General features: G+C 60.4%; 10 protein-coding genes and 1 tRNA gene. 2 read left to right on the top strand and 9 right to left on the bottom strand.

Annotation, left to right across the window (positions count from 1 at the left end; genetic code table 11):
- The first annotated feature begins 2 nt into the window (after nt 1-2).
- Nucleotides 3-78: transfer RNA gene (locus tag AC0Z4S_RS14285), tRNA-Lys, on the top strand.
- Between the two features lie 271 nt (nt 79-349).
- Nucleotides 350-1408: a quinolinate synthase NadA gene (nadA, locus tag AC0Z4S_RS14290; protein WP_016773509.1), complete on the top strand. Its 1059-nt coding sequence runs from the start codon at nt 350-352 to the stop codon at nt 1406-1408.
- A 132-nt stretch (nt 1409-1540) separates the two neighbouring features.
- On the opposite strand, the gene AC0Z4S_RS14295 is transcribed toward nadA, so the two are convergent.
- The 9 genes from AC0Z4S_RS14295 to arcC form a co-directional block, all read right to left on the bottom strand.
- Nucleotides 1541-2029 (bottom strand): RDD family protein, encoded by a 489-nt coding sequence (locus AC0Z4S_RS14295; RefSeq protein WP_485623478.1) that lies wholly within the window; start codon nt 2027-2029, stop codon nt 1541-1543.
- Between the two features lie 97 nt (nt 2030-2126).
- A complete protein-coding gene (locus tag AC0Z4S_RS14300) occupies nt 2127-2339 on the bottom strand; it encodes a cold-shock protein (RefSeq protein ID WP_003175786.1) in 213 nt (70 codons plus the stop codon).
- 403 nt (nt 2340-2742) lie between these two features.
- Nucleotides 2743-3867: a glycine cleavage system aminomethyltransferase GcvT gene (gene gcvT, locus AC0Z4S_RS14305; protein WP_485623479.1), complete on the bottom strand. Its 1125-nt coding sequence runs from the start codon at nt 3865-3867 to the stop codon at nt 2743-2745.
- 110 nt (nt 3868-3977) lie between these two features.
- Nucleotides 3978-5354, bottom strand: coding sequence for an L-serine ammonia-lyase (locus tag AC0Z4S_RS14310; RefSeq protein WP_485623480.1), 1377 nt, complete (start codon nt 5352-5354; stop codon nt 3978-3980).
- Nucleotides 5355-5562: 208 nt separating this feature from the next.
- Nucleotides 5563-8415, bottom strand: coding sequence for an aminomethyl-transferring glycine dehydrogenase (gene gcvP / locus AC0Z4S_RS14315; protein WP_253504752.1), 2853 nt, complete (start codon nt 8413-8415; stop codon nt 5563-5565).
- An 11-nt stretch (nt 8416-8426) separates the two neighbouring features.
- Nucleotides 8427-8810 carry a glycine cleavage system protein GcvH gene (gene gcvH, locus AC0Z4S_RS14320; protein WP_485623481.1) on the bottom strand — a complete coding sequence of 128 codons (384 nt, stop codon included), beginning with the start codon at nt 8808-8810 and terminating at the stop codon, nt 8427-8429.
- A gap of 438 nt (nt 8811-9248) precedes the next feature.
- Nucleotides 9249-10757 (bottom strand): sigma-54-dependent transcriptional regulator, encoded by a 1509-nt coding sequence (locus tag AC0Z4S_RS14325; RefSeq protein WP_485623482.1) that lies wholly within the window; start codon nt 10755-10757, stop codon nt 9249-9251.
- A gap of 264 nt (nt 10758-11021) precedes the next feature.
- On the bottom strand, nt 11022-11384 hold the full coding sequence (locus tag AC0Z4S_RS14330) for a DUF5064 family protein (protein WP_485623483.1): 363 nt from the start codon (nt 11382-11384) through the stop codon (nt 11022-11024).
- A gap of 62 nt (nt 11385-11446) precedes the next feature.
- Complete coding sequence (gene arcC / locus AC0Z4S_RS14335) at nt 11447-12376, bottom strand: carbamate kinase (RefSeq protein WP_125917143.1); 930 nt, start codon at nt 12374-12376, stop codon at nt 11447-11449.
- Nucleotides 12377-12525: the final 149 nt, after the last annotated feature.

Here is a 12525-nt window from a genome sequence, read left to right on the forward strand (position 1 = left end):
GCGGGTCGTTAGCTCAGTTGGTAGAGCAGTTGGCTTTTAACCAATTGGTCGTAGGTTCGAATCCCACACGACCCACCATATTTGGCGGTTTAGAAAATCCGGAAGGCCCACGAAAGTGAGGATTTCCGGGTTTTTTTTTGCCTGCGATTTGGCTGCATTGCATTTCAGCGCCGCCCGGCCTGACACAGGTCAGAATCATCTTTTGTATCAACGGGATATTCTGTAGCCTTGCGCAGCTTCAACGCTGTCCGTGCCTGATGATACTCACTCTCCCGGCGGTACCCTCTAGCGGTCCGGAGCCGGGTGTATACTCGACTTTCGCGCGAATGCGCCTGCAGGTCTTGCGAACATGACGCAGATTTCCGAACGCCTTCTGGTTCAAGCCCACCTCGACGCCAAGCAGCCCAAGCCGCTGACGGCAGAGGAGGAGGCCTACTATCGTTCCGCCATCGCCGCCGAGCTCAAGGCTCAGGACGCGGTGCTCGTGGCCCACTTCTATTGTGATCCGGTGATCCAGGCCCTGGCCGAAGAAACCGGCGGCTGTGTTTCCGATTCCCTGGAAATGGCCCGCTTCGGCAACGCACATCCGGCCAAGACCGTGGTGGTCGCCGGCGTCAAATTCATGGGCGAGACGGCAAAAATTCTCAACCCGGAAAAACGCGTGCTGATGCCAACGCTGGAGGCGACCTGCTCGCTGGACCTGGGTTGCCCGGTCGACGAGTTCTCGGCGTTCTGCGATCAGCATCCGGAGCGCACGGTAGTGGTTTACGCCAACACTTCCGCCGCCGTAAAGGCTCGGGCTGACTGGGTGGTGACGTCGAGCTGCGCACTGGAAATCGTCGAAAGCCTGATGGACAACGGCGAAACGATCATCTGGGGACCGGACAAGCACCTGGGCACTTACATCCAGCGCAAGACCGGCGCCGACATGCTGCTTTGGGACGGTGCCTGCATCGTTCACGAAGAGTTCAAGTCCAAGCAGCTCGAAGACATGAAGGCGCTGTACCCGGACGCGGCGATTCTGGTGCACCCGGAGTCGCCGACTTCGGTGATCGAGCTGGCGGACGCCGTCGGTTCCACCAGTCAGTTGATCGCTGCTGCACAGAGCCTGCCGAACAAGACCCTGATCGTCGCGACCGACCGTGGCATCTTTTACAAGATGCAGCAGCTGTGCCCGGACAAGGTCTTCATCGAGGCGCCAACCGCCGGTAACGGCGCGGCGTGCCGCAGTTGCGCGCACTGCCCGTGGATGGCCATGAACACCCTTGAGCGCACGCTCAAGAGCCTGAAGGAAGGCACGAACGAGATCTTCGTTGATCCGGCGTTGATTCCGCAGGCGATCCGCCCGTTGAAGCGCATGCTTGATTTCACCCAGGCGGCGCGGATGAAATTGGCGGGTAACGCATAACGTTCACAAACAACACGAAACCTGTGGGAGCGAGCTTGCTCGCGAAAGCGGTGTATCAGTCACTCTTTAATCGACTGATACGACGCCTTCGCGAGCAAGCTCGCTCCCACAGTGTTTTGGGGTGTCGTAAGGTTATTTGCTCTTCTTCGGGACCCGGACGAGGCGGGTATCGGAGTAGATGTCATGCCAGGTGCGCTTCTGCTGGTCATACAGTGACCAGAGAAATCCCAGCCCGACGCACAACCACGACGCGATCGATACCATAAAGCGCAGCAGCGCCTGCCACAGGCTGATCGCTGTGCCGTCGCCGTTCTGCACGCGAATACCCCACACCTGCATGCCCAGTGTCTGCCCGCCATGGGTCCAGAACTTGGCGAAGAAGCCGAACAACACCAAAAGCAGCACCGTTGAATAAAGCGGGTCACCGTCGAGCTGGCCGGCATCGGTCATCGCCCGCAAGCGCTCTTCGCCGATGATCGCGGCCTGGATCAATTTATAGATGAAACCGGTGACGATCAGCAGGGCGGTGCACAGCAGGAAGTCATAGAACATCGCAGCCAGACGACGACCAAGAGCAACGGGAGGAAAGTCCCCTTGGGGCGTGAGCAGGTGTTTCGACATGGCAGCCTCGGGACGCGGATGGAAGCGCCATTTTACGGATTGGCGCGCACAAAAAAGCCCCTGATATCAATATCAGGGGCTTTTTCGTATCAGAAGATCAGGCTTCTGCTTGTACTTCGTCAGCCTGCATGCCTTTCTGGCCTTGCACAGCAACGAAAGTCACTTTCTGGCCTTCTTTCAGGCTTTTGAAGCCGTTGCCCTGAATGGCGCGGAAATGTACGAACAGATCCGGACCGCTTTCAGGAGTGATAAAACCAAAACCTTTCTCGTCGTTAAACCACTTGACGGTACCGCTCTGACGTTGGGACATTTCTTATTTCCTTTGACGCATAAATTGATGACAGCCCCTTTCACATGAAAGAGTACTGGAGCTGGTTGCAAGGAGTAAGAAGACGTCGAGCGGGATGTAGCTAACTTGTAGGCTACTGCCCAGGTCACGATTCCAAGCTGACCCATGCAAACACAGTGGACAAACTCTACGCCAACTACAGGAGAAAAAACAAGCCCCGCGAAGGCCCCGGTTTTACTGCCCTTGATGATAGTTCGGCAGTTCACTAGTACTGTCTTAGACGATTGTCTGGTTCTAATTTTTGCAAACGTTATAAGCAACGTTCATATTCGAAGCGAGTGTTAAAAAACGCACTGTTTTATGGCGATTGCGTTACACATTAGTGCACGTATAACGCAATCGCGTTACTTATAGAAACAGTCGATCAACCGCGATAGTAGCGTTGTGGAACAAATGGCATTTTGCTTACAAGCATCTGCACCTTTTTCCCACGGACGATGGCCCATACAGGCGTGTCGAGCGCGACGTAAGCGCTATCGATATAACCCATCGCAAGTGGCCCGCCCAGAGTCGGACCGAAACCGCCGCTGCAGACGCTGCCGATGATCTCGCCAGCCTCGTTGACGATCTCTGCACCTTCCCGCACCGGCGTGCGTTCCTGTGGCAGCAGGCCGACGCGTTTGCGTGCAACGCCGTTTTGTTGCTGGGCGAAAATCTGCTCCGCGCCCGGGAAACCGCCGGCCCGTGCGCCATCGGCGCGGCGTGGCTTGGAGATCGCCCAGAGCAGGCTGGCTTCGATCGGCGTGGTTTCGGTGTTCATGTCGTGGCCGTACAGGCACAGGCCGGCTTCCAGACGCAGCGAATCACGAGCGCCGAGGCCGATGGTCTGAACCTCTGGTTCGGCGAGCAGGGCGCGAGCGAGTTTTTCCGCTTCAGCGGCTGGTACCGAGATTTCAAAACCGTCTTCACCGGTGTAGCCCGAACGGCTGACAAAGCAATCCACGCCCAGCAACGACACACGATTGAACTGCATGAAAGTCATCTTCGCCACGTCCGGCGCAAGACGCGCCAGCACCGTGACGGCTGCCGGACCTTGCAAAGCGAGCAGGGCGCGCTCTTCGAACAGCGCCGTAATGGTGCACTGATCGCCGATGTGTTTCTGCAGGTGCGCGAGGTCCTGATCCTTGCACGCGGCGTTGACCACCAGGAACAGTTCGTCATTGCCCAGATTGGCGACCATCAGGTCATCGAGGATGCCGCCGCTTTCGTTGGTGAACATCGCATAACGCTGCATGCCTACCGGCAGGTCGATGATGTCCACCGGCACCAGGGTTTCAAGGGCTTTGGCGGCATTGGCACCGGTCAGGCGAATCTGGCCCATGTGCGAAACGTCGAACAACCCGGCCTGTTCGCGGGTGTGCTGGTGTTCTTTCATCACGCCGAGCGGGTATTGCACGGGCATGTCATAGCCGGCGAACGGCACCATGCGCGCGCCAAGTTCGAGGTGCAGTGCGTGCAGCGGGGTTTTCGAGAGTTGTTCGGTGGACATGCGTGGCTCCTTTGAATTTGGGTTGCGGGTGAGAGGCAAGATCAAGAGCCCCTCACCCCAGCCCTCTCCCGGAGGGAGAGGGAGCTAGTTAGGTTTGGCTGAGTTCGTGATCAGCATTCGATAATGTTGACCGCCAGGCCGCCGCGGGCGGTTTCCTTGTATTTGCTTTTCATGTCGGCGCCGGTCTGGCGCATGGTGCGGATGACTTTGTCGAGGGAGACGAAATGTTGACCGTCGCCACGCATGGCCATGCGCACCGCGTTGATGGCTTTCACCGAGCCCATCGCGTTGCGCTCGATGCACGGCACCTGCACCAGGCCGCCGATCGGGTCGCAGGTCAGGCCGAGGTTGTGTTCCATACCGATTTCCGCGGCGTTCTCGACTTGCTGCACGCTGCCGCCGAGCACTTCGCACAGGGCGCCGGCCGCCATCGAACAGGCCACACCGACTTCACCCTGACAGCCGACTTCGGCGCCGGAGATCGAGGCGTTTTCCTTATAGAGAATGCCGATGGCCGCAGCAGTGAGCAGAAAGCGCACGACGCCGTCATCATTCGCCCCGGGGATAAAACGCATGTAGTAATGCAGCACCGCCGGAATGATCCCGGCCGCGCCATTGGTTGGCGCAGTGACCACGCGCCCGCCGTTGGCGTTTTCTTCGTTGACCGCCAGTGCGTAGAGGTTGACCCAATCAAGCACCGACAGCGGATCACGCAACGCCGATTCCGGGTTATTGCACAGTTGCCGATGCAGCGCCGCGGCCCGGCGCTTGACCTTCAAGCCGCCCGGCAGAATGCCCTCGTTGCGGCAGCCGGCAGCGACGCAATCCTGCATCACTTGCCAGATCTTCAGCAGGCCGGTGCGAGTCTCGGCTTCCGGCCGCCAGGCGCTTTCATTGGTGAGCATCACCTGGCTGATCGACAGCCCGTACGTGCTGCAATGGCCAAGCAAGTCCTTGGCGCTTTTGAACGGGAAGGTCAGCGGCGTGGCGTCTTCGACGATGCGATCGGCACCGGCCGCGTCTTCATCGACAACAAAACCGCCACCGACCGAATAATACTCGCGGCTGCGGACTTGAATTCCGGCCGCGTCAAAGGCGCGAAAGATCATGCCGTTGGGGTGGTAGGCCAACGGTTTGCGAATCATCGCCAGATGTTCTTTCTCGTTGAACGCAATGCTGTGCTCGCCGAGCAGATTCAGCCGGCCGTTGCCGCGAATCTCCTGCAGGCGCGCGGCAACGGTTTCTGTGTCGACGCTGTCCGGGTGCTCGCCTTCGAGGCCGAGCAGCACGGCTTTGTCGCTGCCGTGACCTTTGCCCGTAGCACCGAGCGAACCGTACAGCTCGACGCGCACGCTGGCGGTGGTAGCCAGCAGGTTTTCACGGCGCAGGCCTTCGACGAAACGCGCCGCCGCGCGCATCGGGCCGACGGTGTGGGAACTGGAGGGACCGATGCCAATCTTGAACAGGTCGAACACGCTTAACGACATGAGTGGTTCTCCGGTTTCTTGTTATAGGAATTGGCGAAAGTCCGAAATCGGTAGCAGATCCCTTGTGGGAGCGAGCCTGCTCGCGAAAGCGTTGGGTCAGACAACCTTTCATTAACTGACACTACGCTTTCGCGAGCAGGCTCGCTCCCACAGGGGGGGATCTGTGGTGATGCTGAAATTGGGGCAGGTAAACCCGCCCCTCATTCCATTAAGCGTAGCTTTCGATCGACGGGCAGGCGCACACCAGGTTGCGATCGCCGAAGACGTTGTCGACCCGGCCGACCGGCGGCCAGTATTTGCCTTCGATCAGCGACGCGACCGGGTACACCGCTTGCTCGCGGCTGTACGGATGGGTCCATTCGCCGACCAGTTCCGCTGCGGTGTGCGGGGCGTTTTTCAGCGGGTTGTCTTCCTTGTCCAGGGTGCCGTTTTCCACTGCGCGGATTTCTTCGCGGATGCGGATCATCGCGTCACAGAAGCGGTCCAGCTCTTCCTTGGATTCGCTTTCGGTCGGCTCGATCATCAGCGTGCCGGCGACCGGGAACGACATGGTCGGGGCGTGGAAGCCGAAGTCGATCAGGCGCTTGGCGACGTCATCGACGCTGATGCCGCTGCTGTCTTTGAGCGGACGCAGATCGAGGATGCACTCGTGCGCCACCAGGCCGTTGCTGCCGGTGTACAGCACTGGGTAATGCTCTTCGAGGCGACGGGAAATGTAGTTGGCATTGAGGATCGCCAGTTGCGAAGCGCGCTTCAGACCGGCGCCACCCATCATGCGGATGTACATCCAGGTAATCGGCAGAATGCTCGCGCTGCCGAACGGTGCCGCGCAGACCGCGCCTTCCTTGCGTTGCATCTGGCCGTGACCCGGCAGGAATGGGGTCAGGTGCGATTTGACGCCGATCGGGCCGACGCCCGGGCCGCCACCGCCGTGAGGGATGCAGAAGGTTTTGTGCAGGTTCAAGTGCGACACGTCACCGCCGAACTTGCCCGGTGCGCAGAGGCCGACCATGGCGTTCATGTTGGCGCCGTCGATATACACCTGGCCGCCGTTGTCGTGAATGATCGCGCAGATTTCGCGGATGCCTTCTTCGAACACGCCGTGGGTCGACGGGTAAGTGATCATCAATGCAGCGAGGTGTTCGCGGTGCTCGATGGCTTTGGCGCGCAGGTCTTCGATGTCGACGTTGCCACGGGCATCGCACGCGGTGACGACCACGCGCATGCCGGCCATTTGCGCGGTGGCCGGGTTGGTGCCGTGGGCCGACGACGGGATCAGACAGATGTCGCGGCGCTCATCGCCACGGCTCTGGTGGTAGGCGCGGATCGCCAGGAGACCTGCGTATTCACCCTGCGAACCGGCGTTCGGTTGCAGCGAGATCGAGTCATAACCGGTAGCAGCGCAAAGCATCGCTTCCAGCTCGTCGGTGAGTTGCTGGTAACCGGCGCTTTGTGCGGCCGGGGCGAACGGGTGCAGGGCACCGAATTCAGCCCAGGTCACCGGGATCATTTCGCTGGCAGCGTTGAGTTTCATGGTGCACGAGCCCAGCGGGATCATGGTGCGATCCAGCGCCAGATCCTTGTCCGCCAGTTTGCGCAGGTAGCGCATCAGCTCGGTTTCCGAGTGATAACGGTTGAACACCGGGTGGCTGAGGATCGGCGACTGGCGTACCAGCGCAGCAGGGATGGTGCTTTGAACCGAAGCGGCCAGCGCAGCGAAGTCTGGCAAGGTCTTGCCGTCGGCGAACAGGCCCCACAAGGTTTCGATGTCGGCCTGAGTGGTGGTTTCGTCGACCGACAGGCCCAGACGCTGAGCGTCGATCACACGCAGGTTGATCTGCTGAGCGTGCGCCTTGTCGTGCAGCGCGGCGGTGTGTGCGCCGGTGGCGACGGTCAGGGTGTCGAAGAAGCTGGTTTGTTCTACTTGAGCGCCGAGAGCGGTCAGGCCTTTGGCCAGGATCGCGGTCAGGTGATGCACGCGGTTGGCGATCTGGGTCAGGCCTTTCGGGCCGTGATACACGGCGTACATGCTGGCGATGTTGGCCAGCAGCACCTGGGCGGTGCAGATGTTCGACGTGGCCTTTTCGCGGCGGATGTGTTGCTCGCGGGTCTGCATCGCCAGACGCAGCGCCGGTTTGCCGAAACGGTCGACCGAGACACCGACCAGACGGCCGGGCATGTCACGCTTGAACGCATCTTTAGTAGAGAAATAAGCGGCGTGCGGGCCACCGAAGCCCAGCGGTACGCCGAAGCGCTGCGCCGAACCGATCGCCACGTCGGCACCGAATTCGCCCGGTGCGGTCAGCAGCGTCAGGGCCAGCAGGTCGGCGGCCACGGCCACCAGAGCGTTGGCGGCGTGGAAGCGTTCGGTCAGCTCGCGGTAGTCGAACACATCACCGTTGCTTGCCGGGTATTGCAGCAGTGCGCCGAAGAACGGCGTGACGTCAGTCAGCTCGCGCTCATCGCCCACGACCACGTCAATGCCCAGCGGCTCGGCGCGGGTGCGCAGCACATCGAGGGTTTGCGGGTGGCTGTGGATCGAGGCGAAGAATTGGTGGCTGCCCTTGTTCTTGCTCAGGCGTTTGCAGAAGGTCATGGCTTCGGCAGCGGCGGTGGCTTCGTCGAGCAGGGAGGCGTTGGCGATCGGCAGGCCGGTGAGGTCGCTGATCATGGTCTGGAAGTTCAGCAGCGCTTCGAGACGGCCCTGTGAGATTTCTGGCTGGTAGGGCGTGTAAGCGGTGTACCAGGCCGGGTTTTCCAGCAGGTTGCGCAGGATCGGCGACGGCGTGTGGCAGTTGTAGTAGCCCTGGCCGATGTAGGTTTTGAACAGCTGATTTTTGCCGGCGATGGATTTGATCATCGCCAGCGCATCGGCCTCGCTGAGGCCGTCGTCCATGCCGAGCACGCTGGTGCCCTTGATGCTTTCCGGGATAACGCTGGCGCTCAGGGCTTCGAGCGAATCGAAGCCGAGGCTGTTGAGCATGGCCTGCTCGTCAGCGGCACGCGGGCCGATGTGACGGGCGATGAATTCGTTGGCGGTGCCGAGATTGATCTGGGTCATGGCGTAATTCCTCAGGCTTCGGCTTGGGCTTTGATCAGACGGTCGTAAGCGTCCTGATCGAGCAGTTTAGCAACGGCAGACGCGTCGCTTGGCTGGAAGCGAAAGAACCAGCCTTCACCCAGCGGATCTTCGTTGACCAGTTCCGGGGCGTCTTGCAGTGCCGGGTTGACTTCCAACACCTCGCCATCAAGCGGCATGTATACGCCGCTGGCGGCTTTCACCGATTCCACGGTGGCGGCTTCGGCGCCTTTTTCGTAGGCCTGCAGCTCAGGCAGTTGCACGAATACCACGTCGCCCAGGGCGTTCTGCGCGAACGCGGTGATGCCGACAGTGACACTGCCGTCGGCTTCGGTGCGCAGCCATTCGTGATCTTCAGTAAAACGCAACTCGCTCATGGAAACTCCTCGGGGGCCAGACTCGTCTGGTGGACGCGGTGGAAAGCGTGGGGCGGGGACGCCCTTGATAGATGAGAAGATAATTAGCAAGAATGCGGCCAAGGTTGGTTTATTGATATAAATCAACGACTTGGCTGTCTTCGGTGTTTATCGGTAAGCCAGAGCTGTAGCGGAATCGCTACAGCCTGGAACGAGGAAAAAAGCTGAACGGGATCAAAGCGTTGCGCAGCGCTTATCAGCGGCGGGTGTAGCGATATCGTTCCGCTGTAGCGCTTTCGGTACAGATGAAGGTCGTTTTCAGCGTGGCGATATTATTCCTGAATTGAAAACCGGGACTGTAGGAGCTGCCGAAGGCTGCGATCTTTTGACTTTGTTTTTTAGAGATCAAGGTCAAAAGATCGCAGCCTTCGGCAGCTCCTACAAGGGATCGGTGGTGAATCAGGTTTTGTTCGGGATGCCGTACTTGCGCAGGCGATGGGCGATGGCGGTGTGCGAGGTTTGCAAGCGGCTCGCCAGTTGGCGGGTCGAGGGGTAGCTGACGTAGAGCTTTTCCAGCAGCGCTTTTTCGAAGGATTCGACCGCTTGTTCGAGGCTGTCGACGTCGGTGTCAGTCTGGCGCGCGACGGAGGTGCCGGCGATATCGAGGTCGCCGATATCGACCAGGCTGCTCTCGCAAATCGCTGCCGCGCGGAAAATCACGTTTTGCAATTGCCGCACGTTGCCCGGCCAGCGATTGCCGAGCAGCGCCGGATAAGTCCCCGGCGCCAGGCGACAGACCGGGCGCTGGATCTGCGCACAGGCCTGCTGCATGAAGTAACGCGCCAGCAGCAGAATGTCCTGGCCGCGTTCACGCAGCGGCGGCACTTCGACATTGAGCACGTTGAGGCGATAGAACAGGTCTTCGCGGAACAGGCCTTCGCTGACCATTTTTTCCAGATCGCGGTGGGTCGCGCTGAGGATGCGCACGTTGACCTTTACTTCACGATCACCGCCCACCCGACGAAAGCTGCCGTCGTTGAGGAAACGCAGCAGTTTGGCCTGCAAGTACGGCGACATCTCACCGATCTCATCGAGAAACACCGTGCCCTGGTTGGCCAGCTCCATCAGCCCCGGTTTACCGCCACGCGCCGCGCCGGTGAAGGCGCCGGGGGCGTAGCCGAACAGTTCGCTCTCGGCGAGGTTTTCCGGCAGCGCCGCGCAGTTGAGGGCGAGAAACGGTGCGCTGTGCCGCGCACTGATCGCGTGACAGGCGCGGGCCACCAGCTCTTTACCGGTACCGGTTTCGCCTTGAATCAATAGCGGTGCATCCAGGGCGGCGACCCGTTGTGCACGGGCCTTGAGCGCGCGAATCGCCGGAGACTCGCCGAGCAGGGCGTCGAAGCCTTCGGCGTGGTCGTGGTGCAATGCCGATAGTTGTTCGCCGATGCGGTTCGGTTGAAAGAGGGTCAGCAGGGCGCCGGCGTCGGTGATCGGCGTGGCGTCGAGCAGCAGGGTCTGACCGTTGACGGTGATCTCGCGCAGCGGCAGGCGAAAGCCATTTTCGAGCAGCGTGTCGAGCAGGCCGGGATCGTTGAACAGCGCCGAGACACTTTCGCCGGCCGGTTCGCGACCGTATAACGCGATCAACGCCGGGTTGGCCAGCAGCACTTGGCCGGCGCTGTCGAGGGCCAGCACCGGGTCGGTCATCGCCGCGAGCAAGGCGTCGAGCTGCAGGTGCCGACGCTGGCCGGGGAGGATGTCGACCACCGTTACCGCCTCGACGCCGCGTACCCGGAACAGCGCATCTTTCAGTTCTTCGAGCACTTGCGGGCTCAGGGTCGGCGCGTCGATGTAGACGTTCGGCGGAATCATCTCCACCGCATCCAGATTGAGATTGCGCCCACCGAGGATAGCCAGGACTTCCTGGGTGATGCCGACGCGGTCGATGAAGCTGACGTGGATACGCATGGGGGCGGTTCAGTGATCTGCAGAGCGGAGGGGGGCAAGTATGCCTTGGGCTTGAAGAGAGGTGAAAGCAAAAGCACCCTCACCCCAGCCCTCTCCCGGAGGGAGAGGGGGCCGACCGAGGTGTCTGGCGCTATACACCGACCTGAGAAAACCGGGCGATTATAGATTCAGTGATGCAGGATCAGGTCGACGCAATGCTGCAGCATCCCCCAATCAGTCCCCTCTCCCTCCGGGAGAGGGCTAGGGTGAGGGGCTTTTAAAGGTTTACTCAAAATGCTCGAGATTGACCGGATCCCCGGACTGCATATTCAACTTCTGCCGAATGTCTTCGAACATCAGGTCGTAATGCTTGTGCACCGAGCCGATTTGGCTGTGGGCCTTGGGGATTCCGTACTTCTCGGCGATCCGCGTGACATCGCGGGCGAAGTTGTAAGCCTCTTCCTTGGGCAGGAAAAACGTCTCCTTCATGTCCTTGCCCTGCATGCTGCCATGCAGGGTGAACTGAATCCCTTTGCCTTTCTGCGGATCGGTGAACACTTCATAGTCCAGATGCACGTTGTAATCGACGTCATCCGGTGTCAACGCGTGCCGCTCGATGTGCAGGTGACCGGGTTCGAATTGGGCCATTGAGCTACTCCTTTCAAGGCATGGGCGCGGGGCAGGTCTTGAATCTGCCCCGGCGTTTATTGTTATCGGTAGCTGATCCCCGGCTTCGCCGTGCTGACCCGCGTACCGGCAGTACCCTGGACGATGGCTTCGATATCGGCCAGCGAACCGATCACCGCGACCTTGCCAGTATGGCGCGCGAATTCGCAGGCTGCCTGCACCTTCGGCCCCATGGAACCGGCGGCGAAACCAAGGCGTTCGAGTTCGTCAGGGTGGGCTTCGGCAATGGCTTTCTGGGTGGGTTTGCCATAGTCGATGAACGCCGCGTTGACGTCGGTGGCGATCACCAGCAGATCGGCTTCCAGTTGCTCGGCGAGCAACGACGAGCACAGGTCCTTATCGATTACCGCCTCGATGCCCTTGAGGTTGCGGTTTTCGTCATACATGGTCGGAATGCCGCCACCACCGGCGCAGATCACAATGCTGCCCTTGTCCAGCAGCCACTTGATCGGTCGGATTTCGAAGATGCGTTTCGGCCGTGGGCTGGCGACGACGCGGCGGAATTTGTCGCCATCCGGGGCAATTGCCCAGCCTTTCTCGGCGGCGAGTTTTTCCGCTTCGGCTTTCTCGTAGACCGGGCCGATCGGCTTGGTCGGGTTCTTGAAGGCCGGGTCGTTGGCGTCGACTTCGACCTGGGTGAGCAGGGTGGCGAACGGCACTTCGAAGTCGAGCAGATTGCCCAGCTCCTGTTCGATGATGTAGCCGATCATGCCTTCGGTTTCGGCGCCGAGCACGTCCAGCGGGTACGGAGTGACGGAAGTGTAGGCCGCCGCTTGCAGTGACAGCAGACCGACTTGCGGGCCATTGCCGTGGGCGATGACCAGTTGGTTGCCGGGATGGATCTTGGCGATTTGCTCGGTGGCGATGCGGATGTTGGCCCGCTGATTGTCAGCGGTCATCGGCTCACCACGGCGGAGCAGGGCGTTACCGCCCAGGGCTACGACGATACGCATGGTGCAATCCTTCTAAGCAGAGGAGTGGCAAACGACTCGATCTCTCTGTCGAAACCGGAATCCCTGTGGGAGCGAGCCTGCTCGCGAATGCGGTATGTCATTCAACAGTGATGTCGTCTGAAATGACGCTTTCGCGAGCAGGCTCGCTC

The sequence above is a fragment of the Pseudomonas sp. 1L-B-1-E-C1 genome, from assembly GCF_057291835.1.

What these genes read in the sequence shown, in the direction of transcription:
- nadA (WP_016773509.1), top strand. Translation starts at nt 350, where the DNA reads ATGACGCAGATTTCCGAACGCCTTCTGGTTCAAGCCCACCTCGACGCC.
- AC0Z4S_RS14295 (WP_485623478.1), bottom strand. Translation starts at nt 2,029, where the DNA reads ATGTCGAAACACCTGCTCACGCCCCAAGGGGACTTTCCTCCCGTTGCT.
- AC0Z4S_RS14300 (WP_003175786.1), bottom strand. Translation starts at nt 2,339, where the DNA reads ATGTCCCAACGTCAGAGCGGTACCGTCAAGTGGTTTAACGACGAGAAA.
- gcvT (WP_485623479.1), bottom strand. Translation starts at nt 3,867, where the DNA reads ATGTCCACCGAACAACTCTCGAAAACCCCGCTGCACGCACTGCACCTC.
- AC0Z4S_RS14310 (WP_485623480.1), bottom strand. Translation starts at nt 5,354, where the DNA reads ATGTCGTTAAGCGTGTTCGACCTGTTCAAGATTGGCATCGGTCCCTCC.
- gcvP (WP_253504752.1), bottom strand. Translation starts at nt 8,415, where the DNA reads ATGACCCAGATCAATCTCGGCACCGCCAACGAATTCATCGCCCGTCAC.
- gcvH (WP_485623481.1), bottom strand. Translation starts at nt 8,810, where the DNA reads ATGAGCGAGTTGCGTTTTACTGAAGATCACGAATGGCTGCGCACCGAA.
- AC0Z4S_RS14325 (WP_485623482.1), bottom strand. Translation starts at nt 10,757, where the DNA reads ATGCGTATCCACGTCAGCTTCATCGACCGCGTCGGCATCACCCAGGAA.
- AC0Z4S_RS14330 (WP_485623483.1), bottom strand. Translation starts at nt 11,384, where the DNA reads ATGGCCCAATTCGAACCCGGTCACCTGCACATCGAGCGGCACGCGTTG.
- arcC (WP_125917143.1), bottom strand. Translation starts at nt 12,376, where the DNA reads ATGCGTATCGTCGTAGCCCTGGGCGGTAACGCCCTGCTCCGCCGTGGT.